Here is a 23,796-nt window from a genome sequence, read left to right as displayed (position 1 = left end):
CAGTTGGTAGCGCAACGCATTCGTAATGCGTGGGTCGGGGGTTCGAGTCCCCCCGAAAGCTGTTGGAAAACCTCGTGTTTACGGGGTTTTTTTATTTTGATTAATTCTGTCGGCATGAAAATATCATGAATTTTTACTAATATAAATCTTTAGTGCTTTTATAGCGAGGCATAAAGCATAGAAGCACATTCCCATTACAAATAATCCAATTAATAATAAAATCAAATTAATAATACTAAAAAATAACATACCACATATTCCTCCTGCTTTCATAGAAATTGTAAAATGTGTCTATGCCAGGATAATAAAAAACCTCCCGTATTTAATGTGATTTCCAATAAGCAAAACAAAATAGTATAGCTTGCTGGTGACATTCAATCCGCGAGGTTTTTTCCTAACACTCTGAGTAATTTATATCCTTAATCTTTCTTATTCAACAATAAGTTCTTTCTTTTCAACTATTGCTGTAGCCGCTGAGCACGCCGGGCAATCACAATAGATCGCTCCTTCTGACTTGATTTTTTTTGCATGACCTGCAATATTCTTTGCGGTATCCTCTCCAAAAATCTGAATTCCATGATCAGATTCTGCAAAACCAATTAAAGCATCAATCGGTATAATATCCGCCTCCAGTTCTTTTATGTATCTTTTTGTTTCAGCAGCTTCTTCTTCCGTCCCAATTGCATCCAGCCATGTCTGCGCAGCAGCTTTTGCCTCCTTGCTGCAGGACGGTGCGTTGATTAATTCATGTGATTTTTCAATTGCATAATTTAATACTTCTTTATTCATTACGATGTTCCTCCTTCTTATGGATTTTAATCTATTTTACCACAAAATTTTATTTGATACAATTTATATGCGGAATTTAAATAAGATCCGCTTATGCTTTTATTTTCTTCTTTTATCCTTTTTATTGTATCTTTTACTTATTATAAAAATTCCAAACCCGACTCCTACGAAGCAGATATAAAAGAATCCCCCTCCACGCATACCTGCATCACCAGTTTTAGGCATGCTACTCAGCCAGTTCCAAAACCCTTTTCCTTTCTGGCTGGTAATCCCAAAACCTTTTAAGTCAGATTGATATTTTGCAGTTATGATACCTTTCTTCTTACCCTTTTCCAAATTGTTAAACATAATAAAATCTCCTGTTACCACTCCGTCTTCAGTCACGTAAAAAGTCAGATAAGAATCAGTCTTATGATACCCTGCTGGGGCTTTTACCTCATGTACCGTATATTTTCCAGAACAAGTGGGATGGTATGGCATTATACCGTTACCATCTGTTATCCCATTAAATACAGATTCTCCAGCTTCATTTCTAATCTCCAGTTCTGCTCCAGCTAATCTTTTCATTGTTTCAGCATCAGCCTTTTTAATTATTACTTCCGGTGAAAGGTAATTAACAACTGATAAAGTGCTGTTTTCTGATATTTCACCATTCTGGATCGTAAAGGTATATGTATGGTCTGTTGCAAGATAACCGGGAGCTGTTTTCGTCTCTTTATAGCTATAGGTACCATTTTCCGGTATGGCAAAGTCTGCATACCCATTCTTATCAGTTTTTACTAACAGTTGCAGCTTACCATTTGACTGATAAATGGAAAATTCCACGTTTTCAATGCCATTTCCTGTTTTTGCATCAAACTTCCTGATATTCATTTTATGCGGGCCAGTAAGCGGTTTTTCTATATCCAGCATTGTAACCTCCAGGGTTTTTGCGCCTTTTGGTACGGTAAACGATACATCTGAGGCCAGAAGATATCCATCTGGTGCACTTACCTCATGGAGATAATAAGTTCTTTCTGCCAGTAATTTACCTGTGATATCTATCGGGTCCTCTGTTGATATAAAGTCTGGTATGATTATATTTTTTTGCTGATCCAATATCTGTAACGTTGCCCCCTTTAAAATCTGACCTGATGAATTCACTTTTCTGATACGTATTTTAGTTTTATTATTTTTTATTTCAACCTGATCTACACCTCCAGTCTTGCTTACAGTAAAGGTAATATCTTCTGCACAGGCATATCCGTCTGCCGGCTTTTTTTCAATAAAACGGTAAGTTTCTCCGGCTATTAGTTTGCCAATAATTTCATGGGGCTGCTCCCCAGACATCCACTCATCTATCTGGCTTCCTTCATAATCTATTACACTCAGATGATTTCCAGGAAGTTCTTCGCTGCCCGTAATTGTCTTTTTGGAAAGAATTACATGAGTCGGTTCATCAATCATAACCACAGTATTCCTTGGCCCATTTAAACTCATTGTAAATGCCACATCTTTTGCATAGGCATAGCCGTCTGTTGGTCTTAATTCATGAAGCCAGTAGTTTTTTCCGGCAGTTAGCTGCCCTTTTATCACTTCAAATTGGCTTCCTGTTGTAAAGATTAAATCCTCACCGGCTGTTATACCATTTCCATCACGAATAGCCTTTGCAGCTGTTTTGTCCTCATTTAAGATCTGAAGCGTACTTCCGGATAATGGACGTGCTGCTTCGGAAGGAGTGCTCTTAATCTGAGACCTGGCTAGTTTTTGAATTTCTACTTCCGTTTTTTGATCTTTTATAGTGACGGTTATTGTTTCCGCTTCTTCTGGTACAGTAAATATCACGCTCTCACTGCAAGAATACCCGGCAGGGGGTTCTTCCTCAGAAAGTTCATAAGTTCTGCCGGCGATTAAAAGCCCTGTAAAAACGACTGGTTCTCCGGTTGGTGTAAATTCTTTGATCAATGTGCCAGTATCCTTTTCCCTGATAGTAAACCGCCCACCGCTTAAAAGTGCTCCTGATTCTGCATCCGTTTTTAAAATATTCACATCTGTCTTCTGATCCTCCATGACAATGGTCTCAGAAATTCCGCTCTCTTCTGCAATAAATCTGATATCTTTTTCGTAAGCGTATCCATCCGGGGAACTAATCTCTTTAAAAATATATTCTTTTCCAGGTATTACAAGTTTTGCTGGGATCTGAACCCTCTCTCCTTCCTTCGTAAATTCATAAATCATCTCATTTGTCTCTGCATCAATCATCTGATAGCAGCCTCCGGAAAGCTCCTTACCAGTATCACGATCAATCTTGGAAAAATACAGCTGCACCGTCCGGTCTTCCATATCAACGTTATCAACCATTCCTGAAGGATTTACTTCAAATCGGTACGCACCACTTAAAAGGCTATTCCCATCGCTGTAAGAGGTTGTCTCCATAAGCTTATAGCTTCCTCCTGCTGTCAGAATTTCTCGGATCGAATCATCATTTCGATTGCTTTCAAACACGTTACTTTGGAAGTTTTTCCGGATTTCTCCGGTCACAATTTTCTCTCCCGGTTCATATCCATCTGCTCCCACTTTGGTGATTTCATATCTGGTTCCAAAGGGCAGACCGGAAAAGGTAATAAATTCATCTCCGGTAAGGGTAATATCTCCCTCGCCCTTGATTCTCCCTGTTTCAGAACCGGTGAATGCCTGGTAGCCAATTAGGTCCACTCCTGCTTGATCTGTGAATTTCACATGATAGGTAAATGGATCTGTCTGACTCTTTCCGGTTCCCGTCAGCTTATTGATAATACTAACTGAACCGTCCGGAACAATTGGGTTCCACAGACTGGTGGTCTTTGTGACCGCTCCGACTGTCGTAATAAAGTTTGCTTTCGCTTCCGTCCCTGTTTCGCCACTAACCACGACCACCACATCCACATTTCCGCTTTCGTGGGGGGCTACATCAGAAAAATTCCAGGTTACGGCTCCGTTTAATTCCACTCCATATGAGGTAGATCGTAGATAATCAAGTCCTTGTGAAAGCACCGCTTTTACCTTTATATCTGCCGGGTAATTGTATGGATTGGTATAGAAAATTGTGTATTTCATGATGCTTCCTGTCTTTACTGCACTGTGATCCGCTCCAACGCTGCTTGTCACCTTGGCAATCGGACTTTCTTTCATGACCGGATTGGTTATGGTGTAATCGTGGGTATCATCACTGACGATCCAGTCTGCCAGCACATTTCCCTCAGAGTCGGTCAGTTCCTGCCTGGTCTCTAAATAAGTTCTGGAAGGCAGCGAGTAGGTTCCCTGTTCATCAAGATAGATCCGTCTGGTTTCTTTTTCGGATTTTTCTGTCTGGCCGTCTGAATACCTGGTATACTCGGTAATCTGATATAAATGCCCATCCGAGATTCCATTATTAGCAGTCAAGATAAGGCTGCTTCCCGTTCCCATGAAGGCTGGTAACTCTGTCCCGGTGTCTAAATCCTTTAAGGTGAGGTAGGTTTTTACCGGAACTCTTCCGGTTATGGTAAGGGCTTCTATGGTGCCGTTCTCACTTGCCAGTTTTAAAACACTGAAATCATTGGATACATTTAGGATTCCTGTTCCTGACTTATTTACGGTAAGGATCAGCGGCGCTGAAAGAACGTATCCGGCTGGAGCCTTTAACTCCTCCATAATATAAACCTGTCCTGCTGACAGCTTCTTTGTCAGGGTAAAACCGTTGGGTCCCGAAACGGCTGTTGCTATGGATTCTCCGTCCTTTTCATATTCGCCGTTCACCGCTACTGCCTTGTAGACGGCAAGCTCCGCTCCCTCCACCGCCATGCCGGTGTCAAAGTTTGTTTTCTTGAAGTAAATAATTGTTGGATCATTCTCAATTTCACAGGTATAAAGTATTTCATTTCCGTTACCTTTCCCATCAAATTGGAATTTCTTGATTCCTCCGGAAATCTGGTAAAAATCCGGTGGGGAGATTTCTTCTAGCGTATAGGTATAGGCTTTTATAATTCCATTGGTCTGGACTTCACCTACCGGAAGTCCGGTAAGATCTGCCACTCCATCTGGTTCAGTGACCATGTACCAGGTTTTTCCGGTCTCATTATTTGTCACTTCAAATCTTGCATGTTCCAATCCTTTCTCGGTATCGGAGGCTTTCTTTTTTATCTCCAGTTTTCCAGTAGCGGGAATATTGACCACTTTATAAAATGGTATCTTTTCCGGACCTATGATGATCTTTTCGGGATCTGCTTTCTGCATATAAGCCGGTGCCTCTGTTTCCACGATGTAATAGGCTCCATAAGCGGTTTTATCAATTCGATGCGGTATTAAATCTCCTACAGAAAGTCCTGCCGGAATATCCCCATTAAACCGATCCTCTTCTGTGTAAGTTCCGTCCGATCCGGAAGTCCAAGTCTCTATTAAGTGATCTGCATCCTCTAAAAGGTTCCCGTCTGCATCTGCTCGATATAAGGCAAGTACGGCCCCGGTGACTGCATATTCTGCCGTTCCATCTGTCACTACCTTTAAAACGTTTATATACTTTTCCTCGTTTTCAAGGCTAAACCTTTGCACATCTCCGGTCTCTGTCAGGACTATTGCTTTCGGATCGGCTGCTTCAAACCCATCTGGGACCGTTTCTTCCACCAAAACGTAATTCCCGTTTTTTTTATCTCCTGTTTCTGCATTGAAGGGCAGATAATCAATCCTGTGCATTCCCTCTAAGGTGTCATAGCTTTTAATCCCCCCGTTTTCTTTATAGTTAAACTGATATTCAAAGATCAGAGGCAGCTGACCGTCTGTATCAAGGGAACCATTTTTCACGTTCCGGTAAATGGTGATCCGAATGGTTTTCCCTGTATCAGTTGTCCATGTTTCCACGATTCCCTCCCCTTTTCCTGCCTGTATGATTCCGGTAAGGGTAGCGGTCCGCTCTCCGCCCTTGGTGTACCAGGTAAAGAAGGTTAATTCCTGTCCTTTTTCTTTGTAGGCAGCTTCGAAATCCGTAACAAAGCTAGACTGGTTATCTGATAGTCCCAGAAGCGCTTTTAATCGTTCCATGACGTTGGAGCTGATTTCTGTTTCCTCCGTGTACTCTGTTAAGTCATTGGTGATCCACTGATCTACCCGTTTTGTCTGGTCATACACCGGCTTTCCATTTTCCATTAATATAGTCCCATTGCTGTCTGTTTTTGCTTCATAAAGAGCAAGCCCGGCTGCGTGATTATTGGGTAGAGAAACCTTATCTCCTTTGCTGTCCGTGTAGTACTTATAAATTTCCAGCTTTGTATGGTCATTTTTTAGATTAACCGTCTGGACTTCTCCTGTTGCTTTGATGGTTAATTCCATGGAGGAACGAACATATCCGTCTGCGGCCTCCATCTCTTCTAAGATATAATCACCGGCTGGGATTCCTTCAAAATATTTTGGGTTGCTATCCGTGATCCAATCGGCCGACACTGTAACCGGTTCATTATCCGAGGTACGTTCCACGGTCCATTTTGCTGGTGTAGTTTCTGCTTTCACCAGATAATATCCTTTCGGGTAGTTGTTACTGTCTGTGGTATAGATCCTTTTCGCTTTATAGAGTACCAAGTGCACCCTGGATACCTGGTTGTAGCTGTAGGCTCCCTTTGGCTCAATGACTGTTAATCCAGACTGGTAGTCACTGATCACGTTCAATATCTGTTTGTCAGCTGCATCGGTTTTGGCAATTTCTACCTTAATCTTTTCATCTTCCATTCCGGTTTTCTGGACATCTTTGGTCTCTGTCACGGTGATTCCCTCCGGAATCCCTTTGACATAACCGGAGGGAGCTGATACCTCCTCCATAATGTAAGTTCCTGGAATCACTCTTTTTAACATATCTGCCTGTCCCACGGTTCCTTCTGACTGGAAAGGATCATTTGGATACTTCTCTCCGCTTATCCAGGTGTTTTCCATTATCCGTGACTCACCCTGCCGGTGATAGAGTTTCTTATCGTCCGTGGTGTTTTCTTCCTCTCCGATATCCTCCATACCTTTCTGGTTGTCTATGTTATAGGAAGCATCGTTATAGGCATTTAGAAGATCATCATACCGATAGCGGACATAATCACCGTCAATGTCATAGACCGGATCTCCTTTTTTATAGGTCTGCCCGGATTTCTGGTAATACTCCGGAAGTCCATGGCCATTCAGAACTGGATTCACGTTTTTCGCCAGACTGCTTCCGTTATAGGTTCCTGTGATATATTCCTGATCCGTATCAGCGTGGATAGATGCAATCCGGAACGTTTTTATCTTTTCTCTGGCAATAACCGCCCCTCCCTGTGTCCGGGAGATCTTCACCGGCCATACCAGAATCTTGTTCCCTTCCTTTGTGTATGCCATTCCGGTGGTCGGATTAACATATGCATCCCTGTTTCCATCACTATCAAGATGGTACATAAGCGTACCGGAACTTAAGGTAAAGATTTTATCAATAGAACTATATTTTGCCGCCAGTAAATCTCCTCCGGTTAGTTCAAAGGTTGGCTGTCCAGCTTTGAGGATAAAAATGGATTCCCGGTTTTTTACTAATATCTTATTTCCATTCCGGTCATAGCCATAGAGCTTCCCATTAGTTCCAGTTTCGGTTGCTGTCAAGTTTCCAAGAGAGTAATAAAGAATATCGGTATCATTCCGGTCTATGGTTTCATAAGTCCATGTACCGTTTCCGGTTTCTCCTGCAAGACTTCCAGCCAGATCTTCTTTTCTTAAAAACTCCACAGTTGTCCCGGCATAGCCTTTTAATACCTTTATGGATTGAACATTATTATTTCGGTCTCTGGCCACTTCCACGCCGTTGTATCCGTAATCTCCGCTATCCCCACTCTCTGATATGGTTATGGCATCATAAAGAGTCATCTTTGCCCCAGATACAAAGCGGTTCTGATCATCATCGGTATCCAACGTTCTCTCTATCAGACCGTAACCGGCAAAAACACCATCTACATAAACCAGATTCACATCCTCCCCGGCGTCCTTTCTGGACTGAAGGGTTTCAATTGTTCCTTTGTACCAGGCATAGCCTAAGTAGGTTCCGTTTTTATAAGCGAACTCTAAATTTTCAGTTCCGTACTTCTGCTTCAATTCCAGTTCCGTCCCCTCAAGCCTGGTATCCGTTTTATAAGTCACGGTATGATTAGAATCCTTAATCTTGGATACTTCAAGGCGTACCGGAGTATTTCCTATATAGATTCTGGCGGTATCTTCTCCCTTAGTTCCAGCCTGATTTTTGTCCTCATAGATGGCTGCAGCTACCCGGCTGTCCCGGTCTCCGTCAAGATAATAGGTTGTCTGATCCGAGTAGATTTCAATGGCTACCGGCTTGGATCTTACGTATCCGGCGGGTGGTTTGATCTCACACAGGACATAAGTTCCAGCTCCAAGGGTCTGGGGTGTAACCAGATAGCCTGTATTCTGATCCTGATAAGAGGTACTTGTTAAATCTCCTTTCCTTGCCTGTAACCCGTCCCTGGTAGTCGTAAAAGCCTCAAACTGTCCGGTCCTTCTTCCCTGTTCATCTGAAAGGATTACCTGTTCTCTTTCTTCACAGACCGGGCTTCCGGCCGGAACCAACCCGCTGTAGGACTGGCCTGGCGGAATAATATTGCTGGCTCCCATTGCCTCTAAAAATTCCTTAGAGCCTCCGATCCGGGTATCTGTTTCATAAAATTTCACCTTTCCGTCTGTATTTTCACCCTCTTCTCTGGAAGCCGCATAGAGGGCAAAGAGTGCTCCATCATGGAGGATATTTTCGCCTGTTTCGGAATCCAATTTTTCAATTCGTAACCGGCTTGTATAGAAGGTGTTTTTAAACTTCCGGTAACCATAGCCTTGATAACTAGAGCTGCCATCTCCATTGGGTGCTGTGTCGGTTGTTTCATCGGCCGGTTCTGTTACACTCCACGGTACCAGCATAGAAGCGTATTTTCCGTCATAGGCGGTCTGCATACCCTTCATGGTTGTTCCTGATTCATTGGATTCCTTATTTTCCGAAACTGATCCATAATGATAGATCTTTTCGATTCCGTCCGTCTCATAAATGGCACCGTTTGCTGTACGTTTACCGTAATTTCCATTGTCGGTCAGATAATGACTGGATTCATTTCCTCCGGTTTCTGCCGGATCAACCAACGTGTTGTAGTAATCCTTGACCGGGTCAGTTTCACCCTGGGTGATGGTAAAGTGTGCTTTTCCGGAAGGATCACCAGAAGCCGATCCTGAAAGCTTTTTAAGATCCAAACCATAGGGATAGATTTCATAATTCCCCAGGTAATTATGTCCACGAATTACATACTTTCTTAAATCCTCTGCTTCCCCCAGCCATTCTTCATTAAAACGAATATGGTATTTTGCAGAAAGCTGTGAGGCCGTATCTGACAATTTGTAATTGTAATAGCGGCTTAATATCTCTGGTGTCTGGTCTGATCCGGACTTACCTCCCTCGTAGACCGCTGGAAGTTCAATTTCTTTTGGTGCATCGGTTTTATAATGTTTATTAAAAAGATCCCCTAAGTCTTTGTTAAAGGGCTGCTGTTCCACGGTCACATAAGTGCCGTAAGGGAGGTATTCCGATATTCCGTAGCAGTAACCAGCTCCATCATCTTCTAAATCTACACTCAACGTTGTATTGTCTTTGTCCTTTCCTCCGTCTGCCTCACTGTCCCAAGCAATGGAATAAATCTCATCAAAGTCATAAGTGAAAAATGGTTTTAAGTAGTTCTCAGCTTTTTTTATGGCACTGGCTAGAGCCTGATCGTAAATCTGATCTGGGTAGCTTTCATTTCCTGTAGCGCTCTCGGTTTCTTCTGCCTGGTTTTCTTTTACCAGTTTTGCCACTTCCGTCTCTAAATACCACGTAATGGCAAATTGCCGGACGTGATCGGAACGGAGTGCATTATCTTTTGCGGTATCCAAGGTATTGATCCTATTTTCAATATCCGGATTGTTATGTAAGGCTGGATATACTTTTTCCCCTCCGGTTATTCCAAAAAGGAGCTTTTTAATAAAAGCAAATAGTTTGAAAGAACTACTATTATTCTCTGTCCGATCCCATTGGTCTTCATTGGCCACTTTTATCGCATCAAAGAACTTATCATAGCGATAACCGCCTTTTCCACTTTCAAGAACAGCCGTATAACCTGGGTTTTGGTCTGCATTGATAAGATTATTGGCATAACTGTAAAGTTCCGTGTTGACTATGGCTGCATTGTTGGAATCCTTTGATAACGGGCTTGTCTGATAATCAACTCTGGTATAAAGCTTCTGTACCTTTTCCGGGAACTTGTCCCGATAGGCATTAATATCCACGGTGTTTCCATTCCGATCTTGCCAAATCACGGTTCCATCCTCTGCCCGGTAAAGCCGTTCTAAGTTTGTCTTTAAGTAAGTCTTAAAGCGGAAGTTTTTTATATATGCTGCATTCGTTCTAGTTCCACCACCACTTTCAGTGAAATGATCCTTATGGCCGGTTGCTGCATAGGTGTTATTGTCGTATGTCCCGTCTGTATTTACCTCTATGTCCTTTGCAATTTTTACCTTTTGCACGATGGGCCGTTCTACAGCGGAAATGCTGTTGTTACGGGTTCCTCCATCTGCATACAGCTGATTCTTATCATAGCGGAGCGTAACTGCTTCGATATAGGTTCCGGTACCTGAAAGGTTTGGAGATACAGAAATGTTTCCATAATAGAGAGCATATTCTTGGGGTGTGGTATAGGTTCCGGAAATCAGATCATAACTATAAGTGATCTTGTAGTCTGTTGTCTCCGTCCCCTCACTACCCTGTACTTTAATGGAATAGCCCTTTCCGTCATATACGGCATCTACTGGTGTATCTATGTCCTTTAAATCATATCCGGGGCTTACCTGGACTTCCTTTTCTATCAAGATGGTCTTAATACTTCCATCGCTATTCCGGATTGGTTCTCCTTTTGCATAGACCCAATAGGTATGAGCTGGATTTTCATTTACCGTAAGAGTAGTTAAATCATCCGGATAATCTGACTTTGTTTGTGACAGTGTTCTGCTTTTTACTTTTGCGTAGGTGATAAATCCATTGGCGTTTTCGGTATAGTCCTCCAGCTGATCCAGTTTGTAGGGTACATAGAGATAGCCAGATACCGTTGTCCCATTTATTTCATACTGGATATCCATTTTAATATAAACTAACTTTAATGCCTCATCGTATAAACTGGAGGCAATGGTACTTCCCACCCGGTAGGAATAGCGGATCACTGCATCTCCATCCGTGATTTCCTCAATTCGTAAGCAGTTAAAAACAGAAAGCCCGGCTTCCTCCATGCCTTCATACAAACTTTTCGCCTGTTCCTCAAAGGTATCTCCCTCCACGGGAACTAACATCCAAGGTACTCCCTCATCTGGTTCCTTAAAGGAGGCTTTCTTTAGAGCTTCATTGGCCTCCTCCATCAAGTCCTCTGTATTCTTCTTATTTTCAAAGGTAGGAATAGTATAACGCAGAGCATTGGAAGGACGGACTGCGGTATAGTCATACTCCGGATCGGACACCTTGGTGACAACGGCTATTTCTCCGTTTGGCAAAGAAATGGTATCCCCAACGTTTGCTTCCACATAGGAACCATTTATAACAACCCTAGCTCCCTCTTCTTCTGTTATGGCATTTTCACTGGTATAAACATACTCTGTATGGGTTCCATTCGGATCTTCCACTACCTTGCTTTCTGTACGGTAAAATGAAGCTCCTTCTGGAATGTTATTTGCATAAATCTGATAACCATTTGTGGCACCACTGCTATTTACCGTAAAAGTGTTTGCTTTCTTCTCCCGGTTAATATCCAAGATATTGGCAGAAACCGTTCCTTCTGCTGACGGACTTCCTCCGTTTTGGAACGCTTCCCGGTTAGAAACAGATGCATCTTTACCATACACGGAAAGTTCGTAGCCCTCTGATCTGGTCAGTTCTTTTATGTAGTACTGGGTTCCGTCTGCATTGACGATTAAGGGGCGCCCGATCCAGCAGTTTCCGTTTAAACTTTCATTGTTCTCAATTGGATAGGAATGGCTGCTCTCTCCGGTACCGTCCCGTCCCTGATTGGAGGATAGCTTTTCATAACCGGAAGCCGTTTCATTCCGGCTGTCAGTTAAGGAAATACTACTGCCATGTGAGGTATGGCCGATAAAGCGTTCTGCATCGGATTCTTTTCCTATTGCAGCTGCCATTCCGATATATAGGTTTCTTGGTGCATTATCTGCCCAGCTATTGGATGTTTTTTCAATAGTTCCGGTCTGGTAATTAAAGGTATAACCCGGTGCCTGGGTAATGGAAAGGAAGCTGGCATCCCCGTTTCGGTCCGTTGTGGCTATTGATATTAAATCGTCCTTTTGAAATACCACACCGGAATGTCCGTCTGGATGGGGAATATCGGCTGCAGCAAACAGCCCGTATACAGCTCCTTCTAAGGTTCCATCCCCCTGTGCATCTCCGTAGGCATCATATGAACCATTTTCCCCTGACTTTAAATCCATGTCCTTTTTATTAAAGTGAACATCTCCTTCCGTCCGGTGGTCATAAACGGTAAAAGTCCAGTCTTTAATAGAGGAAGAGAGAGGTGAAAGACGGTCAGTGTCTGTAGATTCTGGCAGGGAATAAAGAGAACTATTGCTTCCGGAATCCTCATCAGAGGAAGCAGCTGGGGAGAAAAGTGAAACTACTTTTGATGCCGCAAATTTCATACCTGTGACAACTTTTTTCAAAAGTCCAGTTAAAGTTACTTCCCCGTAAACAGCCTTTGCATGGGAATCGGTCGCTATCTTTTTCTTTATCGTTTCTAAAGTGGGAGCTGTTGTTTCGGTCTCTATCTCTACCTTGGTTACTACCTCTTCGGTGGGTCCTGCTATAGTTTCAGACGCTTCCACACTTATTTCTGTAACCTCTTCCAACTCCTCTGGGCTTTCAGCCTCTATGGGATCTGTTGTTTCTTCCCTAGTATCTGTTTGTGCTTCAGCCTCTGTTTCGGCTTCTTTTTCAGCTTCTGTCACAATTTCTATTTCTATTATAACTTCCGAATGTGTTTCTTCCGGTTCCTCTGTCACAGTCGCTGTCACTTCGGTTTCCGGTTCACTTAATTCCTCATGATTGGAGACTTCTGCATCCTTGTAATGTGTTTCAGACTCAGACAGGATAAATTTCTGATCCGTACCGTCTAAATGATCCAGTGATCCTAAACTGACAAACTGGATTTCCTGGGACTGTAATGGTTTTAAACTAAATGTACTGGCTGTTAAACTGTCACTTTCAAAATCAGAATCACTGCTACTGCCCTCGTGATCAAGTCCGGAAGATTGATAGTCCTTATATTCACTTGACGTAACTGTTCTCCATTCCAGAGGAATATCATCCGGGTGGTTTCCATGAAGAGAGTAACCGGGAGCCGGGAGAAGTTCTTTTGCGGAATATTGATATTTTAAAGAAATAAACTCTTTATAAAACTCATCCTGGTCCTCTTCCAATGCCTTTTTCTGAGTTTGCCCAGTGGGGTCAATCGCATGAAAGAAGCCTCCTTCCTCTACCAGATCCTCGCATTCCTTTACTCCTTCCAGCCAGTTTGCCCAGGCACTGTCATGCAGCTCCTGATTGGCTTCTTCTACTGCTTCAATTTCATCTTCATTGGAATCCCCAGTTTCTTCATCTACTTCCAGTTCAGGAACTTCCTCATACTCAATAACGGGGGCTGGATGCCCACTGCAATACCCCTTTAAGTAAATATAGTTTCTGGAATCCGAATGGGCGGTCTTACTATGAATGTTTCCTCTGGAATCTACGTAGTGAAGAACACCATCCGAATCTGTAATATGCTCATCTGCATTGCACGGATCTTTTTCCGGATCATCCCAGGTTTCAAACTGGGAACCAGAAGAATTCCCCTGATTATAACGGTTTGCTTCGGAATCATTAAGACCAGTATCCCCGCTGTAATTTAAAGAAATCCTTGCATCATCACTCCCCTGATCTTCTTCCCAAGAGGCATCGGTTAAAGAACCTAAGTTAGAGGAATAATCTCCTGCTCTTCTTAAATCTAAATCTGTATTTTCAAGCTGGGAGTCATTAAACTTCTCCAAGATATCCCAGTGGGTATTTGCAAGGGGCTTTCCGGTTTCGGAGTCAAAGGTGTTAAGACCTACGTTATAGCTGGCACCGAAACCTTCTGTATGTTTGTACCGCTGAACCTCTGCTTTTCTGGCAGAACCAACACGGACATGGACTTCTAAGTCTTTATCCATCTTGGCAGCAAAGTAGGTTTGTGATTTGTCAAAGGCATATGTTGAACCATTTAAATCAGTGGAATCTTGCGTATAGAATTTAAATGTAGCAAGCTGCGCTGAACCCAAATCCTTGGCCAGTTCTGTTCCCACCTGGCCTGGATTTGGCCAGTATAATGTCGCGATTCCCTTCTCATCATCTGGTACTTCGCCTGTCTGTGAGGTAAATACAAGTCCTGCATCGGCGGGACCGTTAAACGTCCAGTCTCCATAAAGATCCTTTGCAGCCAGATGCTGATAATAATCTTTTACTGCATCATTGGAATATGGAATTGTGATCATATAAGTATCCGAAGAATGATCCATCTTGGCATAGTAAACGGTTTCTTCTGCATCCACGTCAAACTGTTTTGTAATCGTCGCAGCTCCCCAGACATTACTGAACATCCACTCTGCATTGTTGTTACAGCCTCTTGCCTTAAAATTATCTGGTATCTGGGTATTGGTTAACTGATTATAAACGGAAGAATCTCCCACGGTATTTGGATTCATTTGCTTTAGTACAGACTTATAATCCGCACTTTCACGGAACAATTCCAAGTCCGTTTTCCAATCGCCGGTAAATTCACACTTGTTAGCCGCAATCCAGTTAATAGTGGCGGCGACAATATATTTGGCTGTTCCGGTATTGGTATCGTTACAGGCAGCAATACTATCGTTGCGCCCCATATAGCTTGCGTAGACATTCATAAGAAAATTAAATTTCTTTAATTCTGGTATCTTTGAATTATCACCAGCTGGAAACTCTTCTGGCATGTTATTATTTTTTATACTCCAATATTTTTGTAAGAATGCCTGGCTTCCAAGACCTATTTTAGAACTTACAGTATGACCAGCTACGCAGTAAATAAATGACTTATCAAACTCATCATAATCACTTTCACTTGACTGATTGCTCTTTACCAGATACTGCTTCGCTCCTGCCGGAAAATTACCTTCTACTACAGCTGCTCCTAAGTGAAAGTCCTTTGTCTCGTACATTAATCCTGTCGGTGTGTATTCCCTAGTGTTATCAGCACTATATATACTAGGATTCCATGATGCCCACGCTGATGGTTCTATAGTTTGTGCGTAGTCTGCAAAGGATATCATATTTTCAGGAAAGTAAGTTAAGAAGGTCATCACCGCAAGAATTATCGCCATAAGACCGGCTGTTTTTCTTTTTATATCAAACCTTTGTATCCCTTTTTTCATTTTTTCTCCTCTATTTGCAATAAAAAAGACCACCGATTATGTATCAACCGATAGTCTTAAAATATAATTTTCTATTAAATTAGTCTAAAAAAATGGATTAGATCTGTCATTTTTATGTTGCTCACTTGTTTCCTGATCATAAACCAGGTATCCTATCGAAAAATCAACATACCCATGCCAAGGTGTTATTGCGTCAGGATCTTTTGTTTTTACCTTTCCATCAAGCATTAACTGACCAAGTCCATTAACCTGATATCCATCTGGGGTAATAGTATTGGTATACAGATAGCCATACTCATTGAAACAGTAAGCATACTTTAACCCTTCCTGAGTTCCGTCTGGAGCCGTCATTAACCATCTCCACACACATGTACCATTAGTCCCGGACCTGGTTCCATACCAATAATTACTAATTCCATTTTCACTCAACATCTTTGCTGTATCTTGGTGCCATGTGTTTTGTTCATAAGTTTGAGCATTGTTGTATTCAATCAATCCTAATTCTGACCCATAAGAATATATATGACCTTTTGCATTTATAACTATTCCATTCTCATCTGTTCTTGTTCCGCCAGCAAATTCTGCATTTTTCATTATATTTCCATGTAAATCTTTAACATAATACGTATAGGAATCTTTCTTTATAGCCGTGCCAGAATAAAAGCTAAAATCTTTATTCTCCCACTCATTCGTTGTATACCCAGCTGAAAGTTTATCCTGAGTCCAGATAATTTCCGCAAATGCCGGTGTTGCCATAATTATTGAAAACGCTGCTGATAATATTGCCCCTAATAATCTCTTTTTCATCTCAATTCCTCCCTTTTTATCTAAAACTATTAACTATAAGGTTAGCCCATAATAGGTTATTATTGTTTTGTTGTTTCTTCAAAACCTCATTCATTTTATTTTCCATTCTCCAACGATGTAATTGTTACTCATAAAGATTTAACGCTTCCTTCATTATATCTGTCCTCCCACATTCGATTACTTCTGTAAGATAAGATTTAGCTAAAGGATAAAGATATTTACTATTTCCCCTTAAATATTAATAAATATTTTATTATTTATTATATACAACTTTGAAAACGGGTAATTCTTCCATATCCTTAATGATCCTATTCATCTTTCTATAGATATAACTTGATTTCTGTTTTGCTCCACAATGTTGACAAACATTTACAAGATACTTGCTGATTCTCTCAGGAAACAATTTAAACATCATATTATCCAACCCCTCATCTGAACCAAACACTTTGATTGGATAATATTCAATTGTGGGATAACGAATGTGGCGCATTTCACTCTCCAACGACTTGTTTTCATCTAACCTTTTTTTATCCCATGGATAAATCAAATTTTCTCCAGTTCCATCATCATACTTTGCATATGTTAAAATTTCCGTTTTTTCTCTACAAGTATGGCATGTTCGTATCATTGAATATATATAAATTTGATTCTTTCCTTTAACCTCAGATCTTTTAGGCTTCAAATATTCTTTTTTAAAAGCCTTAGCATTCTGTTCCCCATATGCTTGTTGGTTTATTCCTGATTCACTCTCAATCATTTGGAAAACAGGCAACGCTTCCATCTTCTGAATGGCTTTATTTACCCACTCATATATAAAATACTCTCCCTGTTTAGCACCACAATACTGACAGATATTCATTGGATATCTTCTCTTTTGAGTACCGCTGTATTTTGTCTGAATTTTTTCAGGAAACTTTTTAAGCATCAATTCATCAATTTCCTTATCAGACCCAATAACTTTTATTGGATAATATTCAATACTTGGATTTTCCATATGATACATTTCGGCTTCTGGCAATTTATTTTTGTTCAGTCTGTTTTTATCCCATGGATAAACCATATCTTCATCAGTTCCATCATCAAACTTTATATAGGTTAGAATCTCTGTGATCTTTCCACATTTTGAAGAATAACATTTTCTTTTAAACGAATACACAGGTATTAGATTCTTTTTATCATTACACTGGATTTTAGGTTCTACTTTCTCATCTTTTAAAATTTCAATATTTTTTTCATCATATTGATATTCTTTACCATTTTCGGTAAACTGAATATGAATCTTCTTTTCTATCTTATAAGCCTCTCCTATTTCACCAGTCTTTTTATTTAAAAATTTAATCATACTCTTTCCCCTTAAATCTCAAATTTGACATCTCTGCAAATTCGTGCTATTCTAAAGATACAAAAGGAGCCAACTCCACAGAGTGGCTTTTAAAATGTTTAATTATCTTTTAAAAATAACCATACCACTTTGGTCGGCGGGGTGGTTATTTTTTTGTACCTTTGTTATTGTGCTTCACATATGTAAATATTGCAACGATCAACGCTGCAATATTTATGATTACCATAAATTCCTCGTAAGTGTTCACAATTACCACCTCCTTTCGGAGATGGTAACCACTCAGCATATTTACTACCGTAATAACTATAACATATTATGGGGAAATTTTCAAAATTTTGATTAATTTGTTACTAAAATTATCAAATTAAAAAGTTAGATGTTAACGAACGGAACTCAGTTCCGTTCATATCAGTTAATCGCCCACAAGAGGATTTATAATATACCAAGGCCTTATCTATTAATGTGCAATTGGGATTTTATAGCTTCTTATAAAACTTGAGAGAAATTAATATCATGCTCCAAAGCAACAGCATTTAGCCAAGCCGGAAGTGTTACAGTACGATTAACAGATCGATTGATCCGTGCCATACGAATGGAAGGCATATAAACATCAATCAATACTACTCTTTCATTTTCATGAACTTCTACTTGTGATAGTGGCGTTGGATCTGGAATATCCTCCTCATCCTCCTCTAATCCATAAAGGACACAACCAAGTAAATCCCTTGCTGAAAGAAAAGCATCATCATCATCGTTTCCACTAGTAGCGCAATCCAGATCAGGAAATACAACTGCAATTTCCATTCCTGGTTCATAAGTAAAAATAGCAGGATAAAAATAGCGTTCTGTTTTTTTCATAGTAAAAGGGTTCCTCTTTCTATAAATCGTGAACGGAACTGAGTTCTGTTCACAATACTACGGAACTATTAGGACAGATTTTGATAATGGGTTCGGCATTGAATGATTTCAATCTTGCCACCATTAATTTGATATACCAGACGATTTGCTTCATCAATTCTGCGACTCCAATATCCCTGCATATTTCCTTTTAAGGGCTCCGGCTTACCAATACCAGAATACCCATTTCTATCGATATCCTGTATTAATAAATTGATACGCTTAAGGGTTTTTCTATTCTGGGTTTGCCAATATAGATAATCTTCCCAAGCCTCCTCATCCCATATTTTTATCATTCGTCCACCTCAATGACATCATGAATTTTCCCTTCGCCTTTTTCCATTCTTTCTTTTGCTGCCAACAAATGAGTCTGATTCTCTACTGAATAAAATGGATCTGCCTGTACCGTAAATGGTATGCCATTGGAACGAATCACCTGTTTCAAAAAAATATTAATTGCTGTGCTGGTATTTATACCAAGCTCTTCAAAAATCATTTCACTCTGCTTTTTAAGCTCATCATCTACTCTAACATTAATACTGGCCATATCTCGCCCTCCTTTATATGCATCCATTATACCACTTTTGTATTTCAATTGCAATACAAGGTATTACATCCTTTTGTAATACGTTGTGGATTTAAATATAATCGGAGTTAATCATGCCCGGTTAGGATTTACTTTTAATGAGATAGTATATCACCTTTCCATGTATTGATCTCTTCTTCTAAAAGTAAGTTATAGCCTCCTATTATGAGCGTAATTGAGTTTCGCTCATGCCACAAGTGGCCTAAATTCTTTTCTATCGGTTAAACATACTCGGTTGTCAATGTACAAGTATCTTTCAGTTTTTAAGTGACGACATTTTTAGGCTTTTTTATTATTGTTTTCACTAAATGGCCTGGCATGTCAACATACTCTCCTATATTTAGTAAAACTCCTATAAATTTATCATTTGTCCCTATCACGATTCCGTATTTAATTTTATTTTCTAACGTCACCGATCCCGGAGTATTTTTGTTTTTTCTTTAGTAGTTAATTTCATACGCGCTCCTAAGAATTAAATGGAAGCCCTTTGTCTTCGACACCATTAAGGAGTTTCATTTTTCCGTTATCTTCATAAAATAAAAAATAATTATGGTAATTATGCCAAGTGCGATCCCTTCACTGAATGTCATGAACTGCCATCTAATATTCTCATTACAAAAACAGAAAATTAGTAATATAGAAATGAGGCAGATAAATATCGTGATTGGAATAACCGCTATTACTCTTACGCACTTTTTCATCATGATTGTATCCACTGACCTTTCTCATTAACTACATATCCATCCGGTGTCGTGGTATTGGTAATTAACTTTCCCTTTGTCCCATCAGAGACTGGGTTAAAGTAATACCATATTCCGTCCACATTTTGCCAGCCAGTAAGCATCTGTCCCTGGGTTCCATCCGAAGCCATCTTTAGGTAAAAAATATTCCCATCTTCATCTGTCTGCCAGCCGGTCACCATGAATCCAGCCTTATCGAACCGGAACCATGAAGCCTTTTCCTGTTTTTCCGTAGCAAATGGGTTACTTATGTATGCCCATTCATCGGTATAAGTTCGGTCGGAAGCAAAAATCCATTTCCCATTTCCAGTCTGAGTCCATGTGCCGGCGATTGCACCAGAGGGAGCTGCCGGTCCTTTGATATTTCCTGCAGCCATTACTCCTACGGATCGGCTTCCACCGCCGCCACCGCCACCACCAGAGCTGCCTCCGGAAGTGGTGTTATCAATGACTTTTAAGTTCAGTCTTACCTGTACTGGATCAGAGAGTGTTCCATCGCTACTTTCTGCATAGATAAAAGCGTTTGTACTTCCGGAATACTGTGATTTTCCAATGATCTGGTTCATCCAGCCAGCGATTATTTCCTGCTTTTCATTGATTGCCACAGCCTTTACATTTCCATCTGCATCTACAGAAAGGATTCCTGCATCAGAAGATCGCCACTGGATTTTCTTATTCCCTCTATTTTCTGGATAAACAGAAGCAGAAAATTTCTTTCCCTCCAATCCACTCCAGGAATAAGCTGGGCTGTTCCTTCTTCCTGTTTTGGTAAGGACAATATCAAAGGTTTCACTGTCCCGGTCTGCTACCAGACATTCTGCCTGGAACGTAATCTTTACCTGACAAGTCGCTGCTTTCTTTCCGTCTCTTGTAGTGGCTGTAATCTCCACATTCTTTTCACCCTGGTATGGAGCTTTGTAAAGTGCCTCATTGATCCAGGCAGCACCATCAACTGGCATTACATTTCCCTGCTCATCAACAGATAATGCTTTCGGATCAGAGGAAGTCCAGATTACAGTCCGGTCATAGGGCTTATGTTCCATTGACTCATCAAGATTTGGAAAAACCGTTGCAGACAGTTTCTTTGCAATAAATCCTTTCTTATCTGTAATCTGTGAATGGATATTTCCAGCCATCTGATAGCCAAGATCATAGGATAGTTCTGTTTGATTCATGATAATTCCTTCTGGGACTACTCTGGTCTGGTCATCCGTTACAAAGTTGATAGTTACCTGGCAGACAGCGGAAGCTTTATTCCCCAACTTGTCTTTCCCATCAACGGTAATAACTACATCCCGGCTTCCGCTTCCTGATACTTTGGCATATGGATCATTGCTTTTGATTCCAATGTCGGTAGCTATGATGTTACGTATCCAAGCGGCATCCTTAAAAGCGCTGACCGATGCTTCCCGGTATGCCTCATTATCCTGCGACACTTGCACGACTGCCGGATCGGAACTGGTCCATACCACCTCATCCTTAGAAAAAAAGTCTGGGGTGAACGTTGCCGTTAAGGACTGAGGAGCTGTTACTGTAATTATTTCCTGTGGATTGATCCGATCCCCAGTCAGAGTCCTTTTGACCGTATAGGTAAGCGCCTGTTTATCAAGAGCTGCGCCTTCCGTGGCTACTAAGGTATTGTCAATGATCTGGAAGGTGACATTGATCCGGCTGTTGGCGGTACAAGGCTTTCCTTCAAAGGAAGTGGAGGGTCTGGTCTGTGCTGTTAAAACTGCAACTCCACCATTTTGGTGTCCAGCTCCGTAAATTGTATTTGGAATCTTATACTGGTAGTTCTCATCTGCCTGTTTCTTTTCTGCATCCGCTATAATGGTTTGAAAGAAGGAGGAGGAAAGATTGACTGCCAAGCTTGCTGACTGTGAAGTGTATCCGTCAGCTTCCTCATCATCGTTCTTTGCCAGAGTGATGAGCTGAGGATCATCAATGCTCCACTTTACCCGGTTGTCTGCTACGTCATTGTTGGCATCAATTACAGCCTTGATGTTTACCGACTGAACTTCAGTTCCTTTTTCTAATACACCGTTGATATACCGGGCGATCAGCTTTCCTTCTTTGTTCTTAATCTCTGTAGTTATTACCGGATTCTTCCGGTTTCCGGTCCTTGTCTGAATGACGGCAAAAGTATAGCTTTCCGGATCTACCTTTACGGATACTGCCACTTTCTTATAAAGGACGGAAAGGGTGATGTTATCTTCTGGCATGGTAAAGGTATAGGCATGGCTGCTGTCAGAATAGGTACTATTCTTTTTTATACCCTTGCTATTTACATAGAAAGGAGAGCCTTCAATCTGAAACTTTTCTGTATCGGTATTGTTTGGTGCTGTTGTTACGGTGACTACGGCACCAGCTGCAATGGCTCCCCGGTTCTCTTTATCCATGGGTTTGGAATACTGGGAACTTCCACGAGCTTCTAAGGTGGCAATGTCATAATAGTTCTGGCCGTTTGCTATGGTATCAATCTGATTGACATTTAATAGATACCCTCTTACGGGTCTACCCAAAGAATCCGGAGCAAAGTGATCCAGGATATAATCTCCAGACTCCTCATCAAGAACGGTCAGAATACCTTTTTCCAGTTCTTCATAAAAGTACTGATCCGATATAGTCTTTTGTACTCCACCCTGAACCAGAGTATAGTATAGATCTCCCGTGTGCCAGTAACCGATATGGGCAGCGTAGGTATAATCGTTATCATCTATGATTTCTGAACCGCAGACATTGGCGCTTATTTTACTTTCCGTATCAGCAAACAGATACGCCACATCCTCTATGTAGTTGAAATTAGTTGCAGCTCCCTGTCTGGTTCCGATAAAGGTTCCTTCCCTTGCCATGGAGCCAAGCTGGGAGTTTCCAATGGTTCCCGCAAAACGTGCCACTTTTATTTTCCCGGCTGCATACTTTCCTGTAATTCCTCCAATGGCATCAGAGTGATAACCTCCAATGGTTCCGCTTACATAGGTGTTAAATACATTTGAAGCGTTCTGATAACCAACAATACCTCCAATGTATCCGGTTCCCTGAATTCTTGCAGTAGTTCCTGTGCCGGTGGATACCTCGCAGTCAACGATAGAGGAATTGGAAGCAACCCCGGCGATTCCACCGGCATAAATGATTTCACTTCCTCCTTTTGCATCAATCATGACTTTTTCACAGGTGGAATTTTCAATGACAGTACCACTGATCTCTCCTGCAATTCCTCCAGAAATACCGGTGGAGCTGATGTCAGCATTTTTTACAGTCACGTTTCGGATCTCACTGTTTTCTGCATATCCTGCCACCACACCAGTCCGGTCATTTCCTTTTATGGAGCTGCTGTCCGGAATTATGGTCAGGTCATGGATGTTTGCATTGGATACCGATCCAAAGAGTCCTACGTTGTTATAACCGGCAAAGGAAGCCAGTTTTAAGTTCTTAATGGTCTTTCCGTTTCCATCAAAGAAACCATTAAATGTGTGAGAAACGTCCCCAGCCTTTTCAGAAGAGTCCTGATAAAAGCCGATAGGAATCCAGTCCACTCCCTGAAGATCAATATTCGCACCCAGAGCAAAGTAACATCCGGAATAATCTCCAGCATATTTGGCTCCCTCCGCATCCGGCACCATCATACCCATGGCCGTAAGCTCGGATATTCCCATAAGCTGCTCCCGGTTTTTGATCAGGTATGGCTTTTCTTCCGTTCCCTCTCCCTGGCTTCCACTAAGGAATTCAAAGCTGGTCTTTCCTGACCAGGAATCCCAGATATCTCCCAAAGAACTGGAAGAGGGAACAGTAGAAAGTAGGGAAGCTGCTAAAGCTTTTTTTACATCCGTAAAAGTAGGTTCTACTACTTCAGATGGTGTGGCAATATTAACCGGTTCCGTTGCCGGAACTTTAATCGGATCTGGGTCTACAGATGGAATCTCTTCGGGTTCTACTTCTGGCAGATCTTCTTCTACGTCCTCTTCATTAACGGGTTCTTCTACCTCTGATTCTATGTCACGGCTCGCCTCAGAAGGCGTGGCCACTTTTGAACAGGAAACTTCTGTCCCTGATTCCGCATATACTGCCCAAGGCGGTACTGCGGTAATTGTCAGGGTGGCACACATAACGTATGCCAGCCCTCTCACAAATTTTTTTCGCAT

Annotated in this window: 9 protein-coding genes; all 9 read right to left on the bottom strand. The window is 41.3% G+C overall.

Annotation, left to right across the window (positions count from 1 at the left end):
* Positions 1-429 precede the first annotated feature (429 nt).
* The 9 genes from ABS301_RS19815 to ABS301_RS19775 all read right to left on the bottom strand — a co-directional run bounded on the left by ABS301_RS19815 (position 430) and on the right by ABS301_RS19775 (position 23,796).
* Positions 430-789, bottom strand: coding sequence for a molecular chaperone Hsp90 (locus tag ABS301_RS19815; protein ID WP_349673853.1), 360 nt, complete (start codon positions 787-789; stop codon positions 430-432).
* A gap of 99 nt (positions 790-888) precedes the next feature.
* Positions 889-15,282, bottom strand: a complete 14,394-nt coding sequence (locus ABS301_RS19810; RefSeq protein ID WP_349673852.1) for a SpaA isopeptide-forming pilin-related protein — start codon at positions 15,280-15,282, stop codon at positions 889-891.
* Between the two features lie 84 nt (positions 15,283-15,366).
* Positions 15,367-16,089 carry a hypothetical protein gene (locus tag ABS301_RS19805; protein WP_349673851.1) on the bottom strand — a complete coding sequence of 241 codons (723 nt, stop codon included), beginning with the start codon at positions 16,087-16,089 and terminating at the stop codon, positions 15,367-15,369.
* 253 nt (positions 16,090-16,342) lie between these two features.
* Positions 16,343-17,431: a hypothetical protein gene (locus ABS301_RS19800; protein WP_349673850.1), complete on the bottom strand. Its 1,089-nt coding sequence runs from the start codon at positions 17,429-17,431 to the stop codon at positions 16,343-16,345.
* A gap of 145 nt (positions 17,432-17,576) precedes the next feature.
* Positions 17,577-17,678 (bottom strand): putative holin-like toxin, encoded by a 102-nt coding sequence (locus ABS301_RS19795; RefSeq protein WP_349673849.1) that lies wholly within the window; start codon positions 17,676-17,678, stop codon positions 17,577-17,579.
* Between the two features lie 239 nt (positions 17,679-17,917).
* Positions 17,918-18,289, bottom strand: coding sequence for a type II toxin-antitoxin system HicB family antitoxin (locus ABS301_RS19790; RefSeq protein WP_349673848.1), 372 nt, complete (start codon positions 18,287-18,289; stop codon positions 17,918-17,920).
* A 68-nt stretch (positions 18,290-18,357) separates the two neighbouring features.
* Positions 18,358-18,624 carry a Txe/YoeB family addiction module toxin gene (locus tag ABS301_RS19785; protein WP_349673847.1) on the bottom strand — a complete coding sequence of 89 codons (267 nt, stop codon included), beginning with the start codon at positions 18,622-18,624 and terminating at the stop codon, positions 18,358-18,360.
* Positions 18,621-18,875 (bottom strand): type II toxin-antitoxin system RelB/DinJ family antitoxin, encoded by a 255-nt coding sequence (locus ABS301_RS19780; RefSeq protein ID WP_349673846.1) that lies wholly within the window; start codon positions 18,873-18,875, stop codon positions 18,621-18,623. Before ABS301_RS19780 ends, ABS301_RS19785 begins: the two co-directional genes overlap by 4 nt.
* Before the next feature lie 739 nt (positions 18,876-19,614).
* Complete coding sequence (locus ABS301_RS19775) at positions 19,615-23,796, bottom strand: Ig-like domain-containing protein (RefSeq protein ID WP_349673845.1); 4,182 nt, start codon at positions 23,794-23,796, stop codon at positions 19,615-19,617.

The organism is Lacrimispora sp. (genome assembly GCF_031982545.1).
Lineage (GTDB): Bacteria > Bacillota > Clostridia > Lachnospirales > Lachnospiraceae > Lacrimispora.
Note: the sequence above shows the minus strand (reverse complement) of the source record. Positions and strands in the feature narration are given on the sequence as shown.

What these genes read in the sequence shown, in the direction of transcription:
- ABS301_RS19815 (WP_349673853.1), bottom strand. Translation starts at nt 789, where the DNA reads ATGAATAAAGAAGTATTAAATTATGCAATTGAAAAATCACATGAATTA.
- ABS301_RS19810 (WP_349673852.1), bottom strand. Translation starts at nt 15,282, where the DNA reads ATGAAAAAAGGGATACAAAGGTTTGATATAAAAAGAAAAACAGCCGGT.
- ABS301_RS19805 (WP_349673851.1), bottom strand. Translation starts at nt 16,089, where the DNA reads ATGAAAAAGAGATTATTAGGGGCAATATTATCAGCAGCGTTTTCAATA.
- ABS301_RS19800 (WP_349673850.1), bottom strand. Translation starts at nt 17,431, where the DNA reads ATGATTAAATTTTTAAATAAAAAGACTGGTGAAATAGGAGAGGCTTAT.
- ABS301_RS19790 (WP_349673848.1), bottom strand. Translation starts at nt 18,289, where the DNA reads ATGAAAAAAACAGAACGCTATTTTTATCCTGCTATTTTTACTTATGAA.
- ABS301_RS19785 (WP_349673847.1), bottom strand. Translation starts at nt 18,624, where the DNA reads ATGATAAAAATATGGGATGAGGAGGCTTGGGAAGATTATCTATATTGG.
- ABS301_RS19780 (WP_349673846.1), bottom strand. Translation starts at nt 18,875, where the DNA reads ATGGCCAGTATTAATGTTAGAGTAGATGATGAGCTTAAAAAGCAGAGT.
- ABS301_RS19775 (WP_349673845.1), bottom strand. Translation starts at nt 23,796, where the DNA reads ATGCGAAAAAAATTTGTGAGAGGGCTGGCATACGTTATGTGTGCCACC.